Origin of the sequence: Pseudomonas sihuiensis (genome assembly GCF_900106015.1) — a bacterium.
In the GTDB taxonomy this organism is placed as follows: domain Bacteria; phylum Pseudomonadota; class Gammaproteobacteria; order Pseudomonadales; family Pseudomonadaceae; genus Aquipseudomonas; species Aquipseudomonas sihuiensis.
Genome location: NZ_LT629797.1, coordinates 3,905,788 through 3,925,180 on the forward strand (window position 1 = coordinate 3,905,788; position 19,393 = coordinate 3,925,180).

The following is a 19,393-nucleotide window of genomic DNA, read 5'->3' on the forward strand; positions in this document are numbered from 1 at the left end:
CTTATTCCGTCCGATCCGCATGCAGAGTGGCGAGCACCTTGCCCAGCGCCTCGTTCTGCTCCGGTGTGATTTCTCGGCCGGCACTGTGACCGGCATTGTCTTCAGCGATCTTGGCCAACGCCACCAGCCAGTCGCCGACATAGTTGCGCGTGTGTTCCAGGGGTTGCGCCGGCAGTTCCGGCAACTTGCCGGGGAAGATAACCGGCGGCGCCTGGAATAGCTTGGCGCCACGCTCGATGCGGCTGTCGGGACGCTGCTCCTGCGGTGACTCGATGAACCCTAGCCAGCCGATGAAATCGCCCAGCACGGTTTTCGCGGTGAGCACCTGACGTCCGGCCAGCTGCTCGCGTTTGGTGCCAATCTGCTCGGTACTGACGATGGCCTGCAGCAGGCGTGTTTGTAGGTCGAGGCGACTAGCGCCGGTGATGAGCTCATCAACCAGAGCCTCGACCGCTGGCTTGGAGAAGCCCAGATAGGTCATCAGACGCATGTCTTCAGGCAGGTGGCGCAGGTGGCTTATCCACTCACGCAGTACGGCCTGGGCGAAACGTGCATCGCTACCGCTGGAGCGCAGCGGTAAGGCATTGCTCGACGAGCGAGGCGCCGACTCGCTGTCGCCGAACAGATCAAAACCATCGTCGTGTCCCAGGTCATCACCCAGGTTGAGCGCCCCCCCGCTCACAACACCGCTGCTTCCACTATCGCTCACCAGAGCAGTAGGTTCTTCGTCATCGGCGCGCAGGTACAGACCCCGAACCAGATCGTCAGGCAATTGCATTCTCTGCAACAGTTCACCCAGCAGAATGCGCCGCGGCCAGACCGCGTCGAAGATCTGCTTGGCGATCTTGCGCTTCTTCTCCAGCTCGCCGGCGCCTTCTGCCTGATACCAGTGGCCAAGCCGGTTTTCCAGCAGATGCAGTACATCATCGAGCTGTTCACGAATACGCCCCAGCTTGACCTCGCGCAGCGCCACGCCACGCAGGTACTGGCTGATACGGCCCATGCCGCCATCGTTCAGCTCCAGCATCGCGTCCCAGGCCTGCTGCGGCTGGTTGACGTGGCGCTGTACAGTTTCGTCTTCGACGAAGGTACTGCGCATCAGCCCCAACGAATCCTCGGCAGCGGCGTTGATACCGATCTCTTCACCAGCCTGCACGTCGAGGAAGGTCACCTTCATGCGCGGTTTGCGCACCAGGAAGGTGTTATCGAAGGGCTGACCGGCCGTCCACTCCTGCAGCCAGGTGTACTGGCCGAAGCGTTCGAGCATGGTCATCTTCATCATGCCGCCGCTACCCCAACCGAGGCGCAGCAAGTCTTCGCCCTTGTCCAAGTCGCTACCAATGCGCATGTCGAACATGGTGATGGCCCACAGCAGGCCCGGCTTACGCAGAGCACGCTCTTCGGGCTTGGCGCCCTGGGTCTTGTCGATCCAGCGGGTCAGTACCGGACCGACAGCGGTGACGTCGGACTGCTTGTTCGATGGCGTACAGACGATCAGCACGTTCATTTCCTGGCTGTCGGTGTAGCGCTCGAACAAATAGGCAACCTTGCCGCGCAGGATCAGTTGCGCCACCGGGCTGGCTTCGTCGCTGCTCACCGCGCGACGCACGTCATCCAACGACTCGACCGACAAGCGGCCGCGATAGCCGGGAAAATCGAGCAGGTCGACCTGCTCGAACAGCGGCTCGCTAGTAGGCTCAACCAACGGGAACACCAACTCGACGGTGAGTGCCGCTAGTTGCGCCAGGGACAGCTCGACCGACGCACGCAGCTCGCCGTCGATGAATGGGCGCACGCCGATGCGCTTGTCGCTGTCCTTGCCCAAGCGCTCGAGCATGTCGACGTTCATGATGCTGTCGGCCTGCGACAGGCCCTTGTCGGTCTGCCGCACCAGGGCATCGAGCGGAGCGAATACGCGATCGGCGTTACCCAAGCTGCCCAGGGTTCTGGCGAAGCTCTGGTAGGCCTCGCTCAACTCGTTGATCTCACCCCAGAAGATCGAGAACAGCCGGGTGCGATCCTCCACCGCCAGCCAGGGCGCCAGCTCCACGGCCACGGGCCAGTAGTACCCAGCCAGACCACTCAGCGACGCCGGGAAACTGCCTTGCAGGTAGTCCCACAGGGCCACCACGTCGTCCTCGCTGACTCCGGGCACCGGCTTGAGCTGGCGGCGCTGGCCGAGTTCCTTGAGCAGTTGGCGGATGGCCGCTTCGTCGAAGCGATAGGACACCTTCTCGGTGTTGAAGTCGTTGAAAAAGGAGTTGGCCAGCACTTTGGCCACTTCCACTTCGCCGAACAGCTTCAGCTCCAGCGGGAAATCGTCCGGGCCGGGGCGCGCAGTACGGCTGAAACGGGTGACCAGGCCGGTGGCCTCTTTGCCTCCACCCGGCGGATTGACATGGGTGAGGAAGTCCAGACGACTGCCACCGAAATCAGTCTCCAGCTTGCCGTTGGCACCGGCAGCCAGGGTCGAGATCAGGTACGACTTGCCGGCCTGGGACAGGCCGAAGAAACCCACGGTCATGGGCAGGCCGGAAACGCCGCCCAGGCGTCGGGCGGTATTGCGCACGCGACGCAGGCTGAGGATCAGGTCGTCCGCTTCGTTATCCAGGCGTGGCGCGCTGCGGCGCACGTCGCCGATCCAGCGGATCGCCTCGCCGGCACCGGTATGGATGGCGGCCCAGTGTCGGGTCAGTTGCTCAGGCGAGTTACTCATTTGCGAAACACGCTCCCGCTGTCGAGCCAATATTGGGATTCACCCAGCCCGGCGTCGGACAGGGTGTTGAGGCGCAGGCGAATGTGCGAGCGGCTGACCGAACCACTGTTGGATTCGGCACCAAGAAATTCGAAGCTTTCGCTGCCTTCAGCCGGATTGCGCGAAGGCTTGATGCCCAGGCGCACCTTGAGCACCAGCCCCTGGGAAGCGACCTGCTCGCGCAGCTTCTGGTTCTCGATGCTGAGGATGTACAGCGGCGCTGCCGACCAGCGTTCGTTGGCCAGTTGGCGGAAGCCCAGGCGCATGGTGCCGCGCATATCGAAGGTCAACTCGGGCAGCTCGTACTCGGGGTCGTCGAGATCGATATCGCGGAAGTAGACGTTACCGTCCTTGATCACGTTGTTATTGTCGATCAGACCGAGGAACTTCAACGTCGAGTAGGGTTTGAACGCCGCCGAACGGAAGAAGAAGTTGGGCAGCCGCAGGCTGCGGCTGAGCAGACAGAGCATGGCGCCGACTGCAGCCGTGGTCTTCGGGTCCTCGATACGGTCGAGCTTGTTGAACGGGTACCAGCCACCGGTGCGGTACTGGTTGAGCGGCAGGATGCGTCCCGGCGGCAACGGCAGCAGCTTGCGAAACAGCGCCTGCACACCGGGCAGACGCGACGGACGCCCAGTGAGCAGGAGCACATCGCAGGGGTAGCTGTGGACAACTTCGCACAGCGCCTGAATGGTCTTGCCGATGTTCATGCGATCGCCGATGAACGCCTCGTGAATGCGCCGCAGACTGACGTTGAGCGTTGTCGCCAGCAAATCGAACGGCTCGCTGCCGTTACCCAGTTGGCGGCGTACGGCACTGCTGAAATAGTCAAGCACATCGTCGGTGGGGCGCTCGTCGCCAAGCAGTTCGCCGAAAGTGCCTCTGACCAGGGTGCCGGCATCCAGCGGGTCATATTGTTCGTAGGCCTTGAGCAAGCGCAGACCGATAGGGCTGAACAACTGCAGAGTCAGTTGCTGGCGCAGCACGGCGTCCTGCACGGCCAGCGGCTCGCTGCCAATCAGCTTGGACAGCAGCGCATCAGGGTTGTCGACACCCGCATCACGCAGCGCCGAGCCCAATGCCGGTAGGACGAACTGGCGGATCACGTCGAGCAGGATGTCGTCACCGGCGACCTTGAAACCATCGCGAAAACGCTGCGAGGGGGTGATATAGACGTTGCTACCCACGCCATCATCGAGCCGATATTCGGTGATCACCAGGTCGGTGGTGCCACCACCGATATCGATCGAAGCGATGGTCAGACGATCCTTGTGCGGCTGATCCGGACGCGCCATGGTGGCAAAGAACTCCTCCGGACGACCGGCGAAGTTATTCTGCGTTTCGTTGAACAGGTAGACGACCTGGCCGCAGGTGGCCTCGTCCCACTGCACATGCACTTCCGGTAGGAATGGCCAAGCGGTCTCGCGGCTCTTGGCGTCCTTGATATTGATCGGATCGTCCTCAGGGTGCCAGCCAAGGCTCTTCCACACCAGGCCGATGGCCTGCTCCATGCACTTGGCGAAGATTTCGCGCTCGGGCTTGGGCATCGACGGCGGCACGGTGAGGATGATCGAGCGCAAGTGGCGCGGCACGCGCGAATGGCTCATGCGCAGACGCTGCGACGGGCTGTTTATCTGCATCAATGCCTGGCCGAGCACTTCGCAGAGCATGAAGGTCATCAACGAGCTGCGCGAATAGTGCGGGTGGAACACCGGCATGCGTTCGTCGAAGGGCAGGCTGTAGAGCGCCTGACCTTTCTCGTTGATCAACCCGGCGACTGGCGCAGCAGTGGCGTGCGGCTCGCTTTCGGATTTGACGTAGGCGCAGTTGAAGCGCCAGCCCGGCTCATAGTTGTCCTCGTCCCACAGGTAACGCTTCGGGCTGGACAGGCCGGTCGAGCCTTCGGTTCCACGCCGACGACTGGCCAGACGTCCGGCCTCGCGACCAATGCGGGCGATGGTCGGCCACTGGAAGGCCTCGCGACGGCCACTTTGCACCGAAAAGTGATCCTTGCCGAATACCGCCTGAGCGAACTCGATACGGCTTTCGAAAGGTTCTGGATAAACGTGCTCGGGCTGGGTCAGGTCACGCAGTTCCAGCTCATAGCGCTTGCTCAGGCCATCGTTCTCCTGCGGGTGATCCTCGATCAGGATGCCGCAGGTGCGCGAGTTGCCGACATCGAGCACCATGTCCACCGGAATCGCCTTGTGCAGGTCGCTATCGCGGTTGGACACCACCTTGAGCTCCGGCACCGGCAACGCCGTACCGAGCAGGTGCAGCACGTTGAGGTAATGCGCCTGATGATAGAGCTCCTGACACTCGTGCTCGATGTCATCGAGCTGCATGCGTATCGGCGGCAGTTGCGCCTGCTCGGTGAACACTTCGCGTAGCCAGCCATCGACCCAGGCCAGGTCGAGGAACCAGCCCATCTCGTCGGCCTGATGTGCCAGGGCAAATGCCGCGCCGGCTCGCACATCATCACTGGTCGGCGCCAGATAGGCGGTATCGCTGCGGCTGGCGAATACTTTGGTATCGAAGGCCAGGGTCACCCGGTGAGTATGACCATCTGGATCCTCACCCTCCTTGAGCTCGATGATACGCATACGCGCCCAGTTCGACGGGCCATCGTCGAAACGCCGAGGTGGGCTGAAGCGAAAGAATGGCAAGGGTAGCCAGAGCCCTTTGAGCAGACGCACCGACTGGTCGACCGCTACGCTGTAGGCCGGGCTCACAGGACTGCCCGGGGCTGCCGGATGGAAAAAGCTGTTGCTGCGTTCATCGAACATCAGCCGCGCCAACGGGCCATCGTTGCGCTGGCGCACGAACTCGCCAGGTAGTTCGCGGCGCAGTTCAAGGGTCACGGCGAAATCCAGGAACTGGACACCGCTGCCCATGATCAGGGTGATCTTATCTTCGTAGTCGGTCTTTTCTGGAAACATGATGCGTTTTTCCGCCCTGTTCTCGGGTCGTGGCAGGCCGTTGGAACTGCCTGGAATTTCAAGGGCCTGTTACTCGACGCCCTGCCTCATGGACATGGGGAATTGCTTGTTCTCATAACTACCCGTGCAGTCAGCAGCGCTACGGCTATCCGGGCTGCACACGACTTCCGGCAGCTTGTAGCTGCTGCCATCGTTGCAGGCAGCCTGCCCCTGGTTGCTGATCGCCAGCTTGCCGCCCTGCATCGCGGCATTCACCGCACCCGAGCACTCGACACCATCACCACGTCGCACCTTGACCTGCCCCTTGCCATCCTTGAAGTCATAGTCGAGTTGCATGGGCTTGCCGGTCTGCGCATCCTGAATACCGGCACCCGCTTTCCAGTTACCGTTGAGGAACTCAGTGGAGCCGGTTTCCAGTGCCTGCGGGGGAATGCTCAGGTCTTGTGGTACGTCCCGTCCCGCCGGTTGCTTGCGAGGTTCCTGCTGCTCCTGTGGCGGCTCGGCAGATGGCTCCTCAGCGGCTGCATCCTCAGGCGCGGACGGCGGCGGTTCTTCGCCCGGTGCATCGGGCTCGTCGTGTGCAGCAGCGCCCTCCTCCTGCTCGGCAGCGGGAGACTCCTGTCCGTCCGGCAGTTGACCATCGATAGCAGCACCCGACCCGGCACCATCGACCGACCCACCACGACCGAACACGCCGATATCACGCTCATACACCGGCAATCCCGGCAGATCGATGCGATCGAGGCCGAGTGGCAACTCGACCGTTGGCGCACAGGCGCGCAGCAAGAACAACAGCAACAGCAGGAGCAGTGGCAGGAGCAACAGCCACAGCCAGCGCCACCAACGCGACTTCTTCACCACCTCAACCGGCACGGCGGCGGCCAGCGGGGGCGGCGCGAGCGGTGCTACTGGCGCAGCGCTGGGCACAGGCGGACGCAGACACAACAGCGGGTCGTGATCATAGGTTCCCGCGTGATCGGTGAACCCCCAGAAGGTGATGACGGGCTTGCCATCGACCAGGTAGACATGGTCGCTGTCGGGAAAGTGAATGGTTTTTTCCAGCAGGCGACCGAATATCTGCTTTTCCCGGTTCTGCGCGTCAGCACGCATGCTTTCGCTGGTAGCACCCAGTTTGGCGTGCATCACCTCAAGCTGAGCATAGGCATTCGCGCGCTCCTCAACCGTGGCCGCCGACCAGGGGATCACGTCGCCCTCTGCAGGCGCGTACCAATCGATGCGGTCACCGGTTTCGTTGGGCTGCGGAATGGCTAGGCAGCTGGAGGCTTCGCGCCCCATCTTCAGGCGAATGGCCTCGCGCAGTTGCAGCGCGGCGCTGTACACCGGCTGACCATCGACACCCAGCGCCTTGAATTCCTGAAGGTTACCCGTGCGGAGCAATGCGCCTGACATGTGCGGTCATCCTTTCCCTGGCCATCTGAAAATAGAAATTACGGCACAATCATTCCAAATGACGTTGGAAGATCGCGTCAGTCAGCAAGGCTAAAAAGCCTTTTGTATTCAAACGTTAGCTGTACTTAATTTTTCGAAATGTGACATAGACATCGCTTCATGGGAATGCTTTTCGGCGCAAAAATCAATCTGCGATTAACTCTGAATCGATCCCTTATGCGTTTATGTTGAGCTACCTAATCTATCTCTTCTTGCCACTCTTCCGGCAATTGCGGATCGACCGTCAACCAGGACAGCCGGCTGCTCACCCAGATATGCCGATCCGCCGGGGCTTGCTCCGGCTTGTCCAGCGTGGCGACGGTTACATCCAGCGTATCCGGGCTGAGCGAAGTGAGCAGCGCCAGATGTGCACCGCAGTCCGCACAGAAATAGCGTGTACAGCTGGCTGATGAGGCGAACGCCTTCGGCGTGCCGCGCAGCCAGTGAAATGCCTGGCGCGGTACCGTGGCCCAGGTAGTGAGAATGCCGCCACTGCTGCGCCGGCAGACCGAGCAATGGCAGTGCGCGATATCCGTCAGCGGCGCATTGATCCGATAGCGCAGTGCACCACACTGGCAGCCGCCCTGATGTTCGACCTTCATCTTGCCTCCGCCTTGCATTGCCCCGCGCCGCTGACCAAGATGGGCGCTCACCACCACCGGGGGTTCCCGTGATAGACCTGTTGCTGGCCTTGTGGCCGCTGTTCGCCATGATAGTCGCCGGCTACTGGCTGCGCCTGCGCGAGTTCCCCAGCGAGGCTTTCTGGCCGGGTGCCGAGCGCCTCAATTACTTCATTCTGTTCCCTGCCCTGCTGTTCTCCAGCCTGGCCCGTGCGCCGCTGAACAATCCGGCCTTGCCGCGTCTGGCATTGGCGGTGCTGCTCGGCCTGGGCATCGCCTGGCTGGCGCTGCTGCTGGTGCGGCGCCTGCGTGGCTGGCCGGCGGGGCGTTTTGGCGCCTTCACTCAGGGCATCCTGCGCTTCAACACCTACCTGGGCCTGGCCGCGGTCGGCAGCCTGTTCGGTCAGGAGGGGCTGACCCTCGCCGCACTGATGCTGGCCCTGATGGTGCCGACGGTGAACGTGCTGTCGGTGTGGTCGCTGACCGCCGAACGTGGCGTCAGCGCGCGCAGCCTGCTGCTGCCGATCATCAAGAACCCACTGATCCTCGCCTGCGTCGGCGGAGCGCTGTTCAACCTCACGGGTATCGGCCTGCCGGGTGGCAGCGACCGTCTACTCAACCTGCTGGCTGCTGCTAGCCTGCCGCTGGGCCTGCTCTGTGTGGGTGCCGCACTCAAGCCAGAGCAACTGGGCGGAGAAATCCCGGCGTTGACCTGGAACAGCGCCCTGCGCCTGCTGGCGATGCCGCTGCTGGCCTGGTGCGTGGCCTGGGCACTGGCCCTGCCGGCCATGGAGAGCGCAGTGCTGGTGCTGTTCTTTGCTCTGCCCACCGCCCCCACGGCCTATGTGCTGACTCGCCAACTTGGCGGCGACAGCCAGTTGATGGCCGGCATAATCACCCTGCAGACGTTGCTGGCAGCAGGAAGTCTGGTGGCGATCATGATGATGCTGGCGTGAACGGCTACTGCGCGTAACTCTCGATCAGCCGCTGATACTCTCCGCGTACCTTGAGCGCCTCGAGCCCACGATTGAAGCGCTCGATCAACTCGGTAGCACGCGGGTGCTGCCGCGAGACGATGAAGTGCAGCGTACTGCTCTGAAACGGCACCCGTGACCGGTGAAACTGCGCCAGTTCAGCGCCAGCACTGTGCAAAGCACTGCCCCCCAGGTTACGGTCGGCAATGAACAGGTCGTCACGTTCGAGCAGCAGCAGCCGTGCGCATTCCTGCAGACCCAGTGGAGAATGACGGCGCAGCACACCCTGCTCGACCATTTGCTGGATCGCCGCCGGTGGCTGCCAGCCCAGCGGATAGCAGAGTCGCCGGCCGATCATGGCGGGCAGATCATCGAGCTCGATGTGATCACCGGCCCGGCTGAAGATGTATGGTTCGGCCACATAAATGGGCGCCGAGTAGAAAAACTCCGCCTCGCGCTCGGCAGAACGGATGTAGGGAAAGGTGGCGTCGTACTCAACGCGCTTGGCTTTCAGGTAACCGCGGTTCCAGGGCAGCCAGTCGAGTGTGATTGCCGCCCCCTGCTCGGCCAGCGCAGCCCGCACCACCTGGGTGAGCATGCCCTGACCAGGCAATGCCTTGCCGGTGAACGGCGCATAGTCATCGCCCGTAGCCAGGTGCAGCACCTCCGCTCGCGCCGATACGCACAACAGCAGACTCAGCAGAGCCGCCCCCCATAATCCCACCATCAATCTCCAGTCACTGGCGCGCAATCGCCTTGCTGCTCCGATCATTGACTCTTGCTCTCACAAGCACGGCTGTCCAGTGCAACCAGGCTATAGGGCGACAATTCATGCTGTTCTCTTGATACGAAGCAACGGGCTGGGCAGGGCGCCGTCTATTCTTGTCGCAACACGAACGAGATGCGGCAAGCCGATGAATGACACCAACGCCAACGATCAGCCTGACGTTTTCCCCTATCTGCAGCTGATCCACCAGCACGGCGGCTCGGACCTGTTCTTCAGCGTCGGCGCGCCGCCGCACATGAAGGTCGAAGGGCATAGCCAGCCCGTCGGCCAGCGCATCATGAAGGCCGGTGAGGTGCAGCAGCTGGCCTATCAACTGATGACGCAGAAGCAGATCGCCGAGTTCGAACGCGACCTGGAGATGAACCTGGCCGTCGGCCTGCAGGGCGCCGGGCGTTATCGGGTCAACGTCTATTACCAGCGCGGCGAAGTGGCCATGGTGGTGCGCCTGATCAAGAGCGAGATCCCCAGCTTCGAGGCACTTGGCCTGCCCAGGCTGCTGGAGAAACTGGCCATGCAGGACCGCGGGCTGATCCTGGTCACCGGCGCGGCCGGCTCGGGCAAGTCCACCACCCTGGCGGCGATGCTGGATTTTCGCAACCGCCACAAGAGCGGGCATATCGTCTGCATCGAAGACCCTATCGAGTTTCTCCACAGACATCAGCGCTCGATCATCGACCAGCGTGAAGTCGGCCTGGATACCCACAGCTTCGCTGATGCCCTGCGCAACGTGCTGCGCGAGGCGCCGGACGTGATCATGCTCGGCGAGATCCGCGACGCCGCCACCATGCAGCACGCCCTGCACTATGCCGAAACCGGCCACCTGTGCGTCGCCACCCTGCATGCCACCAGCAGCAGCCACGCCATCGAACGTATCGCTCGCTTCTTCCCCGACGACGCTCGCAAGCAGGTACTGGCCGACGTCGCGCACAACCTGCTCGCGGTGGTCGGCCAGCGCCTGGTGCCCGGCATCGAACAGAAGCGCGTGGCGGCGGTGGAGCTGATGCTGGGCACGCCCTATATCCGCGACCTGATCCAGCGAGATGAACTGGAGGAGCTGCGCGAGGCCACTGCGCGGGCTTCCGAACAGGGCCTGCAGACCTTCGACCAGCACCTGTTCGCCCTGCTCGAAGCCGGCCGTATCAGTCTGACCGAAGCGCTCAAGTTCGCCGACTCGCGGACCGATCTCAGCCTCAAGTTCAAACTCGAGCGCGGTTTCTCCGCCGACGACGCCGAACTCAAGGTGCTGCGCGACGGTTGACTGGCTTTATCAGCGATTTCGGCCGATGCTCATCTATACAGGCCGAAACCATAATTCCTCATCGGCCGTCTTTCAGGGGGGCCGATTCATGCTGACCCTGCTGCATTTGCTGTCAGCTATTGCCCTGTTGGTCTGGGGCACACACATCGTACGTACCGGCATCCTGCGCGTGTTCGGCTCGCAGTTGCGCAAGGTGCTCAGCCACAACATCGGCCGCCGACCGCTGGCGTTCGTCGCCGGCATCGGCGTCACGGCGCTGGTGCAGAGCAGCAACGCCACGGCCTTGCTGGTCACCTCCTTCGTTGCCCAGGGCTTGATGGCGTTGGCGCCGGGCCTGGCGATCATGCTCGGCGCCGACGTCGGCACGGCGCTGATGGCACGCGTGCTGACGCTCAACCTCAGTTGGCTCAGCCCGCTGCTGATCTTTCTCGGGGTGATCTTCTTTCTCTCGCGGCGGCAGACCCGAGCAGGACAACTCGGCCGCGTGGCCATCGGCCTCGGGCTGATGCTGCTGGCGTTGGAGTTGATCGTTGCCGCCGCCACGCCGATCACCGAGGCGCGTGGCATTCGCGTGCTGTTCGCGTCATTGACTGGCGATCTGCTACTCGACGCGCTGGTCGGTGCGTTGTTCGCCCTGCTCACCTATTCCAGCCTGGCCGCCGTGCTGCTCACCGCAACCCTGGCCGGTGCCGGGCTGATCAGCCTGCCGGTGGCCATCGGCCTGGTGATCGGTGCCAACATCGGCAGCGGTCTGCTGGCCTTTCTCACCAGCAGCCTGCAGAACCCTGCCGGGCGTCGTGTGGCGCTGGGCAGCCTGATCTACAAGCTGATCGGACTGTTGCTGGTGCTGCCGGTGCTGCAGCCATTGGCCGACTGGCTGGACAGCCTGAATTGGCGCCCGGCGGAGCTGGTGATCTTTTTCCACCTGCTCTACAACAGCCTGCGCGCCGTGCTGATGTTGCCCAGCGTCGGGCTGATGGCGCGCTTCTGCAACTGGTTGCTACCGGACCGTGCCGATGACAGCGGCATCGCCCGCCCACGCCACCTCGACCCGACGGCGCTGACCACACCGAGCCTGGCGTTGGCCAACGCCGTGCGCGAAACCCTGCGCGTGGGCGACAAGATCGAGGCCATGCTCAGCCGTCTGCTACCGGTGCTGGAGCAGAACCAGCCAGCACTGGACAAGGAGCTGCGCAGCCTCAATGACGATGTCGCCAGCCTGTGCCGGGCGGTCAAGCTGTACCTCGCGCAAATCCCCCGTGAGGCCCTGAGCGAGCACGAAAGCCGGCGCTGGGCAGAGATTCTCGAGCTGGCAGTCAACCTCGAGCAGGCTGGCGATCTGATCGAGCGCATGCTCGGCAAGATCCAGAACGAGAAGACCGCGCAACGCCGGGCCTTCTCCGAAAAGGGGCTGGAGGAGCTCACCAGCCTGCACGGACAACTGATGGCCAACCTGCGCCTGGGGCTGAACGTTTTCCTCAGCGCCGACCACGCCAGCGCCAGCCAGCTGCTGCGCGAGAAGCGCCGCTTCCGCGCGCAGGAGCGACGCCTGGCCCACGCCCATATCGGCCGTCTGCAGCGTCAAGTGGTGCAGAGCATCGAAACCAGCTCCCTGCACCTGGAGCTGATCGCCGACATGAAGCGACTCAACTCGCTGTTCTGCGCCAGCGCCTACGTGGTGCTCGAGGGCGGCGAAACCGGCGCCCTCAAGCTCGAAGGCGGCGAGTGACTCAGTCGGCGCCGGTCACGCGCTCGGGCTCGGCCGGCTCGACGCCGCGCCAGGCGTACCAGGCGAAGAACAGCGCCATCAGCAGATAACCGTGGACGAAGTCCGGCGCGGCATACCACGCCAGCTTCGGCGCGTGCATCAGGCCAACGAAGGCCATGGCCGCCGCCACCAGGGCGAAGGTGGTGGCCTGGCGGAACTGGCGATCGATCACCGCCACGCACATCGCGCCCAGCAGGATGGCGCTGAACATGGCGCCCTGCCCCAGCGCGCCAATGGCGCTGGAAATGCCCTCGACCACTTCGGGTGCGCCACGGTTGAAGCGGGTCGCCAGGTAGTTGGCGAAGTACGGCAGCATCGCCAGCGCCACGGCCGGGTAGTAACGGGCGTGGTTGCTATTGAACGCGGTGGCGATCATCGACATGCCGACGAACACCAGGATCGGCGCCACCACCGATACCGGAATCAGCGCGGCGATGAAGGCGATCAGACCGAACATGGTCGCCAATCCGTACACCGCGCCATTGAGCAGGCTATAACCACGCCTGGCGCCCATCCACTTCGAACCCACGGTGGCGATGTAAACGGTGGTCGGGAACACGCCGCCGAACAGCGCCCCGAGCGAGGTACCGAGCCCATCCACGGCCTGGCATTCGCGCACGCTGTAGCTGTCACCGGCGGCGCTCATGGCCTCGACGTTGTTCATGGTCTCGATGGCGTTGTACAGGGTGATCGGCAGGATCACCGTCATCAGCGCCAGCATGCTGGTGAACAGCAGGCCCAGGCCCTCGTACCAGGCCAGATTGGGCAACAGCGGGTAGAAACCCAGGTGGGTGAAGGCATCACTGAACTTGCCGCTATCGGCGGCGCCGATCAGGTAGGCCAGCGCCGTGCCCACGACGATGGCGAACAGCGAAGCCGGCAGGCGAAACGGCATGCTTACCCGCGCCACCAGGCCGACGATGGTGATGGCCAGCACCAGCAGACCGATCACCGGGATTTCCAGGGTCTTGAACAGCATCTCGCCAGCAATGAAGGTCAGTGCCACACCGGCCACCGCGCCGAGCATGGCGGCGCGCGGCAGGCGGCGCTGCACCCAGCCACCGATCAGGCTGATGGCGGCCTCGATCAGACCACTGATGAAACACGCGGCCACCGCCACCTTCCACGCCAGCTCGGCGTCGCCGGTAAGGTTCTTTGCCGGCAGCAGCACGCCGAACAGGAAGACGAACATCACCGGCGTGCTGATGCCGTAGGACAGCGCGGTGACATCGGCGCGGTTCTCCTTGCGCGCCAGGCGCGCGGCGCTCCAGGCGTAGTAGAAGTTGCCGGCCATCACCGCCACCGCCGCCCCCGGCAGCACTTGGCCGAACACGATTTCGGCAGGGAAACCCATGCCCAGCATGCTGATGGCGATGATCACGAAATTGGCGATGTTGTTCTGGAACAGGGCGAAGAAGGCGTCGGTATCTTCCTTCTTGTACCAGGGGTAATGCACGCGCGGCTTCGACATGCTGGCTGCGTCCTTGTTGTCTGAGTGGTCAGGCCGGCGAGTCTAGCAATCCGCCGCGAGGGCATAAACGAACAAGGCAGCCGAAGCTCAATGCCTGTCAGATAGGCTTCGCAAATCCCCTCTTGCGTAGGGGCCCCGCCCCGGGGCGAAGCTTTTGGGTCGGCGCCGCCCGGGTTCGCGGCGGGGCGCCGCTCCTACACAAATGGGGGCATGGTCAATAAACGAACAAGGCAGCCGAAGCTGCCTTGTTGTCAGTTGCCAGGCTAGGTTATGCGGTCTGCGCGACCTGACGGCGACGCTGCAGCAGCACAACGAGACCGAACAGCAGGAAGCCCGGAATCCACATCAGCTCCTTGATCCAGCGGTCGGTCGGTGCCCGCACGCTGAGGATCTGCTGATCGAACTCCAGACCCGCATCAGCGGCCAGGCTGCCGAAGGTGACGCTGTCCACCAGCACCTTGTCGCCTTCCTCATAGAGGTTCAGGCCGAGCTTCTCCAGGCGCGCCTGGCCCGACGCGCCATCCGGCACCGGCAGCAGCACGGTGAACTCACGCGGGTCGCCCACGGCGTTCTCGCCGAGAATGCGCAGGCGCAGCGAGCTGCCGTCCTCTACCCCATCGAGCGCTTGCGCCAGCTCGGCCGGCGGCACCTCCTGATAGGGGTCGTGCAGCATGTCCATCCAGAAGCCGGGGCGGAACAGGGTGAAGGCCACCAGCAGCAGCAACACGCTCTCGTACAGGCGGCTGCGCACCAGGAAGAAACCCTGGGTGCCGGCAGCGAATATCAGCATGGCGATGGTCGCCACGATGAAGATGATCACGCCGTGCCAGAAGTCGACGTCGATCAGCAGCAGGTCAGTGTTGAAGATGAACAGGAACGGCAGCGCAGCGGTACGCAGGCTGTAGAAGAACGCCACGATACCGGTCTTGATCGGATCGCCCTTGGACACCGCCGCCGCGGCGAACGAGGCCAGCCCCACCGGTGGCGTTACGTCGGCCATGATGCCGAAGTAGAAGACGAACAGGTGCACCGCGATCAGCGGCACGATCAAGCCGTTCTGCTGCCCCAGCGCCACCACCACCGGCGCCAGCAGGCTGGACACCACGATGTAGTTGGCGGTAGTCGGCAAGCCCATACCGAGGATCAGGCTGAACACCGCCACCAGGATCAGCATCAGCAGCAGGTTGCCCATCGACAGCAGCTCGACCAGATCGGCCAGCACCAGGCCAACGCCGGTCTGCGACACCGCACCGACGATGATGCCCGCCGCCGCCGTGGCGATACCGATACCGATCATGTTGCGGGCGCCAGCGATCAGGCCTTCGCGCAGATCAATCACGCCATCGATGAAGCTGCCGTGGTCATGGCTGCCATCGCGGCGCATCCAGCTCAGCAGCGGGCGCTGGGTGAGCAGGATGATGATCAGCATCACGCTGCCCCAGAAGGCCGACAGACCGGGAGACAGGCGCTCGATCATCAGGCACCAGACCAGCACCACCACCGGCAGCAGGAAGTGCAGGCCGGACAGCAGCACCGCGCGGGTCTGCGGCAGCTCTTCCAGCGGCGCGTTGGGGTCTTCCGGCGGCAGTACCGGCACGCTAGCGGCGACTTTCAGCAGCGCCAGGTAGACCACTGCGAGCAGAACACCGATCACCGGCAGGGCATATTCACCGAGCGCCGGCTTGAGCCAACCCAGGCCGTAGTAGACCGCCAGCGACAGGCCACTGATCAGCGCTGCACCGAAGGCGAAACCGGTCAGGCGACGCAGCCAGGGCTTGGGCTGATGACCGCCAATGGGCTGCAGGCCGAGCTTGAGCGCCTCAAGATGAACGATGTAGAGCAGCGCGATGTAGGAAATCGCGGCAGGCAGGAAGGCGTGCTTGATGATCTCGACATAGGGCATGCCGATGTACTCGACCATCAGGAAGGCTGCAGCCCCCATCACCGGCGGCATGATCTGGCCGTTGACCGAGGAGGCCACCTCCACCGCACCAGCCTTCTCCGAAGAGAAGCCGGTGCGTTTCATCATCGGAATGGTGAAGGTACCGGTGGTCACCACGTTGGCGATCGACGAGCCGGAAATCATCCCGGTCAGGCCGGAAGCCAGCACCGCCGCCTTGGCCGGGCCACCACGGAAGTGGCCGAGCAGGCTGAACGCCAGCTGGATGAAGTAATGGCCAGCACCGGCGCGCTCGAGCAGCGCGCCGAACAGCACGAAGAGGAACACGAAGCTGGTGGATACACCCAGAGCGATGCCGAACACGCCTTCGGTGGTGATCCACTGGTGGTTGGCCAACGCGTTGAAGCTGACCCCACGGTGCGCCAATATCCCCGGCATATAGGGGCCGGCCAGGCTGTAAACGAGAAACACCAGGGCGATGATCGCCAGGGGTGGGCCAAGAGCACGGCGCGTGGCTTCCAGCAGCAGGGGGATACCGATGCAGGCCGTAACCAGGTCACCTGTGGTCAGGCTGCCGGGGCGCAGGGCCAACTGCTGATAGAAAATGAACAGATAGGCAGCACTGGCCGCGGCGACCAGGCCTAGAGCGATATCCAGCAGCGGCACGCGATCACGCGGCGAGCGTTTGAACGCCGGGTAGGCGAGAAACGCCAGCAGCAGGGCAAATGCCAGGTGAATGGCACGGGTCTGGGTATCGTTGAGCACGCCGACACCGAAGATGAACGGCAGTGGCGAGGCGATCCACAGCTGGAACAGCGACCAGAGCAGGGCCAGGCCGGTGATCACCTGGGCCATCGAGCCGACGGGCGTGCGCGCGCCGACATCCTGGGCGATCAGTTCCTCGGTGGAAAGTTGCTTGTCATGCATGGGGCGAACCTGCATTTGAGTAAACGGAAAACGGCAAAACCCGCGGGCCTGAGCCTGCGGGTTTGTTTAACACTAGAAGCGAATCGAGTGACGCGCCTGGCGACGCATCACGAACGGCCCTGACCGGCTGGCCGACAGGGCCCAAAGAGGGTGTTTACAAAGCAGCATGGCCGAGCGCAGCAATTTGTAGACACCCTCGAAGGCTTACAGCCAGCCGCGTTCTTTGTAGTAACGCTCTGCACCCTCATGCAGCGGGGCAGTCAGACCGACCTTGATCATGTCTTCTTCCTTCAGGTCAGCGAAGGCCGGGTGCAGACGCTTGAAGCGGTCGATGTTGTCGAACACCGATTTGACCAGTTGGTAGACCACTTCCGGATCGGCCTTGGCGCTGGTGGACAGCACGGCCTTGCCGCCGATGGACGGCGTCGGCTGATCGTTGCCCTTATACAGACCGCCAGGGATGTCGGCCTTGGTGTAGTAGGTCTTCTCGGCCAGCAGCTTGTCGATCTCGGCGCCGGTCACCGGAACCAGAACGGCGTCGGTGGTGGTGGTAGCTTCCTGGATCGCGCCATTCGGATGACCGACGAAGTAGGTCATGGCATCGATGTTGTTGTCGCCCAGAGCGCTGGCCTGTTCGGCCGGCTTCAGCTCGGCAGCCAGGGCGAAGGCAGAGCGATCCCAGCCTTTGACAGCCATGATCTCTTCCAGGGTGTCACGCTGACCGGAACCCGGGTTGCCGACGTTAACGCGCTTGCCCTTGAGATCATCGAAACTGGCGATGTTGGCGCTACGACGGGCGAGGACAGTGAACACTTCGCTCTGCAGCGAGAACACCGCACGGATATCGCTCATCGCACCTTCGGCTTCGAACGGTGCAGCGCCGTTGAGAGCCTTGAACTGGTGGTCGGACTGCATGATGCCGAAGTTGAATTCGCCGCTGCGAATGCCATTCACGTTGGCCACACCGCCGCCGCTGGCCGGCGCGTTGCACTTGATGCCGTGCTCAGCCGAGCCACGGTTGAGGAAGCGGCAGATGGACTGACCGGCCACGTAATAGACGCCGGTCTGGCCGCCGGTGCCGATGGTGACGAATTTCTCTTCGGCCTGTGCCATACCACTCAGGGCAGTACCCGCGAGCGCGGCGGACAGGACCCATGCCAAGGATTTGCCTTTCATGGGATATCTCCTTTTTCTGTTGTTTTGAGCGAGCGTGCCTTGTGAGCGACGTCCGGGTGGGAAGTCTAACTGCTTGCGACGAATATGCACGCCTTGTTGACCAACCGGTCGTAACTCATTGTGTGGGGCGCAGGCTATCGTCCAACCCCGGCATTGGGCAGAATCGACCAATGTCGAACGTCCCTCATGAATCATCGCAGGCCTCGGTCAGCGCCAGTCTGACCCAGGCTGTGCTGCACGCAGCCAGTCGCCTCGGCCTCGACCGTCAGGCGCTGCTCAGCGTCTGTAACCTGACTGACCAGCAACTGGCTGATCCCGACGCGCGCATCCCCTTCAGCGTCCAGCAGACCCTCTGGCATGAGCTGGATTCACGCCTGCAGCACCCGGAACCCGGCCTGCTGCTCGGTCGCAACCTCACCCCAGGCCCATTCAGCGTCCTCAGTTATCTGCTGCAGAGCAGCGCCACCCTGAGCGATGCGCTGAACGCCGCACTACGCTATCAGCGCCTCGCTGGCGAGGGCGGCGAACTGCATATCGATACTCGCGACGACAGCCTGTTGCTGCTGTACCGCCCATTGCATCCGCAGCATCCGGCAACCCGCATCCGCGTCCTGGCGATGATGGCCTGCTGGGTGCAGATGACCATGCCGCTGCTCGACGACTTCCGCCTGCTCGGCGCGCAATTTCGTCACGCTGAACCAGCCGACCTTGCGCCCTATCAGGACGTGTTCGCCTGCCCACTGCAGTTCGCCAGCGACGACTACGCCATCGCCCTGCCCCGGACCCTGGGCCAGGCGCCCCTGATCCAGGCCAACCCGCCGCTGCAGCAACTGCTGCGCCAGCATGCCGAAACCCTGCTCGCCCGCCTGCCCAGCGCCAGCCTCAGTGCGCGGGTCATCGGCCTGCTCGGCGAGCAACTGGCACACGGCGAACCCGACCGCGCCGAGCTGGCCCGTACGCTGAACCTGAGCGAACGCACCCTGCAGCGCAGGCTGGCCGAAGAGGGCTGCAGCTATCAGCACCTGCTGGCCGACACGCGCCGCCAGCTGGCCGAACAACACCTGCGCGACGGACGCCTACCTGCGGCGGAAATCGCCCTGCTGCTGGGCTACTCCGAACCCAGCGTATTCTTCCGCGCCTTCCGCCAGTGGACCGGCCTGACCCCTGGCGAATACCGCGCCCAGCACGGCACTGCCTGAGGCACAGGTTCGCTCGCCAACACGGCGGTCCTGGGCACCATTCGCCACGCTCATCACCGAGCATCCCGCGGCGCAAAACAGCCGCGACGGCATCAGCGCATCACCCGTATCGATGATGACTATGCCTGTGCCTGGCGTGCGCTGCCTGGACCCGAGGGGTTAGAGTGGCC

Annotated in this window: 12 protein-coding genes; 4 read left to right on the forward strand and 8 right to left on the reverse strand. The window is 63.4% G+C overall.

The window, feature by feature from the left end; all coding sequences use genetic code 11:
• Position 1: 1 nt before the first annotated feature.
• The 4 genes from BLT86_RS18410 to BLT86_RS18425 form a co-directional block, all read right to left on the reverse strand.
• Positions 2-2,716, reverse strand: a complete 2,715-nt coding sequence (locus tag BLT86_RS18410) for a putative virulence factor (protein ID WP_092378794.1) — start codon at positions 2,714-2,716, stop codon at positions 2-4.
• On the reverse strand, positions 2,713-5,694 hold the full coding sequence (locus BLT86_RS18415) for a virulence factor SrfB (protein WP_004425308.1): 2,982 nt from the start codon (positions 5,692-5,694) through the stop codon (positions 2,713-2,715). Before BLT86_RS18415 ends, BLT86_RS18410 begins: the two co-directional genes overlap by 4 nt.
• A gap of 69 nt (positions 5,695-5,763) precedes the next feature.
• A complete protein-coding gene (locus BLT86_RS18420; protein ID WP_092378797.1) occupies positions 5,764-7,104 on the reverse strand; it encodes an SrfA family protein in 1,341 nt (446 codons plus the stop codon).
• 236 nt (positions 7,105-7,340) lie between these two features.
• A complete protein-coding gene (locus BLT86_RS18425; RefSeq protein ID WP_004425315.1) occupies positions 7,341-7,745 on the reverse strand; it encodes a GFA family protein in 405 nt (134 codons plus the stop codon).
• Positions 7,746-7,852: 107 nt separating this feature from the next.
• Here BLT86_RS18425 and BLT86_RS18430 point away from each other — a divergent pair, with 107 nt between their 5' ends.
• Entirely contained in the window at positions 7,853-8,719 is an 867-nt protein-coding gene (locus tag BLT86_RS18430; protein ID WP_231976619.1) for an AEC family transporter, read from the forward strand.
• A gap of 4 nt (positions 8,720-8,723) precedes the next feature.
• Here the strand turns inward: BLT86_RS18430 and BLT86_RS18435 are convergent, their stop codons facing one another.
• A complete protein-coding gene (locus BLT86_RS18435; RefSeq protein WP_092378803.1) occupies positions 8,724-9,464 on the reverse strand; it encodes a substrate-binding periplasmic protein in 741 nt (246 codons plus the stop codon).
• Between the two features lie 187 nt (positions 9,465-9,651).
• On the opposite strand from BLT86_RS18435, the gene BLT86_RS18440 reads away from it, so the two are divergent.
• Both BLT86_RS18440 and BLT86_RS18445 read left to right on the forward strand, forming a co-directional pair.
• Complete coding sequence (locus BLT86_RS18440; RefSeq protein WP_092378806.1) at positions 9,652-10,782, forward strand: PilT/PilU family type 4a pilus ATPase; 1,131 nt, start codon at positions 9,652-9,654, stop codon at positions 10,780-10,782.
• A gap of 88 nt (positions 10,783-10,870) precedes the next feature.
• Positions 10,871-12,511: a Na/Pi cotransporter family protein gene (locus BLT86_RS18445; RefSeq protein ID WP_092378809.1), complete on the forward strand. Its 1,641-nt coding sequence runs from the start codon at positions 10,871-10,873 to the stop codon at positions 12,509-12,511.
• Position 12,512: 1 nt separating this feature from the next.
• Here BLT86_RS18445 and BLT86_RS18450 read toward each other — a convergent pair whose 3' ends face one another.
• The 3 genes from BLT86_RS18450 to BLT86_RS18460 form a co-directional block, all read right to left on the reverse strand.
• Complete coding sequence (locus BLT86_RS18450) at positions 12,513-14,021, reverse strand: uracil permease (RefSeq protein WP_092378812.1); 1,509 nt, start codon at positions 14,019-14,021, stop codon at positions 12,513-12,515.
• 268 nt (positions 14,022-14,289) lie between these two features.
• Positions 14,290-16,848, reverse strand: a complete 2,559-nt coding sequence (locus BLT86_RS18455) for a TRAP transporter permease (RefSeq protein ID WP_017676130.1) — start codon at positions 16,846-16,848, stop codon at positions 14,290-14,292.
• Between the two features lie 204 nt (positions 16,849-17,052).
• A complete protein-coding gene (locus BLT86_RS18460) occupies positions 17,053-18,024 on the reverse strand; it encodes a TAXI family TRAP transporter solute-binding subunit (protein WP_017676131.1) in 972 nt (323 codons plus the stop codon).
• Positions 18,025-18,194: 170 nt separating this feature from the next.
• On the opposite strand from BLT86_RS18460, the gene BLT86_RS18465 reads away from it, so the two are divergent.
• Positions 18,195-19,223 (forward strand): AraC family transcriptional regulator, encoded by a 1,029-nt coding sequence (locus tag BLT86_RS18465; protein WP_017676132.1) that lies wholly within the window; start codon positions 18,195-18,197, stop codon positions 19,221-19,223.
• Positions 19,224-19,393 lie beyond the last annotated feature (170 nt).

Coding starts and splice junctions, on each gene's coding strand:
- BLT86_RS18410 (WP_092378794.1), bottom strand. CDS start 2,716: ATGAGTAACTCGCCTGAGCAACTGACCCGACACTGGGCCGCCATCCAT.
- BLT86_RS18415 (WP_004425308.1), bottom strand. CDS start 5,694: ATGTTTCCAGAAAAGACCGACTACGAAGATAAGATCACCCTGATCATG.
- BLT86_RS18420 (WP_092378797.1), bottom strand. CDS start 7,104: ATGTCAGGCGCATTGCTCCGCACGGGTAACCTTCAGGAATTCAAGGCG.
- BLT86_RS18425 (WP_004425315.1), bottom strand. CDS start 7,745: ATGAAGGTCGAACATCAGGGCGGCTGCCAGTGTGGTGCACTGCGCTAT.
- BLT86_RS18430 (WP_231976619.1), top strand. CDS start 7,853: ATGATAGTCGCCGGCTACTGGCTGCGCCTGCGCGAGTTCCCCAGCGAG.
- BLT86_RS18435 (WP_092378803.1), bottom strand. CDS start 9,464: ATGGTGGGATTATGGGGGGCGGCTCTGCTGAGTCTGCTGTTGTGCGTA.
- BLT86_RS18440 (WP_092378806.1), top strand. CDS start 9,652: ATGAATGACACCAACGCCAACGATCAGCCTGACGTTTTCCCCTATCTG.
- BLT86_RS18445 (WP_092378809.1), top strand. CDS start 10,871: ATGCTGACCCTGCTGCATTTGCTGTCAGCTATTGCCCTGTTGGTCTGG.
- BLT86_RS18450 (WP_092378812.1), bottom strand. CDS start 14,021: ATGTCGAAGCCGCGCGTGCATTACCCCTGGTACAAGAAGGAAGATACC.
- BLT86_RS18455 (WP_017676130.1), bottom strand. CDS start 16,848: ATGCATGACAAGCAACTTTCCACCGAGGAACTGATCGCCCAGGATGTC.
- BLT86_RS18460 (WP_017676131.1), bottom strand. CDS start 18,024: ATGAAAGGCAAATCCTTGGCATGGGTCCTGTCCGCCGCGCTCGCGGGT.
- BLT86_RS18465 (WP_017676132.1), top strand. CDS start 18,195: ATGTCGAACGTCCCTCATGAATCATCGCAGGCCTCGGTCAGCGCCAGT.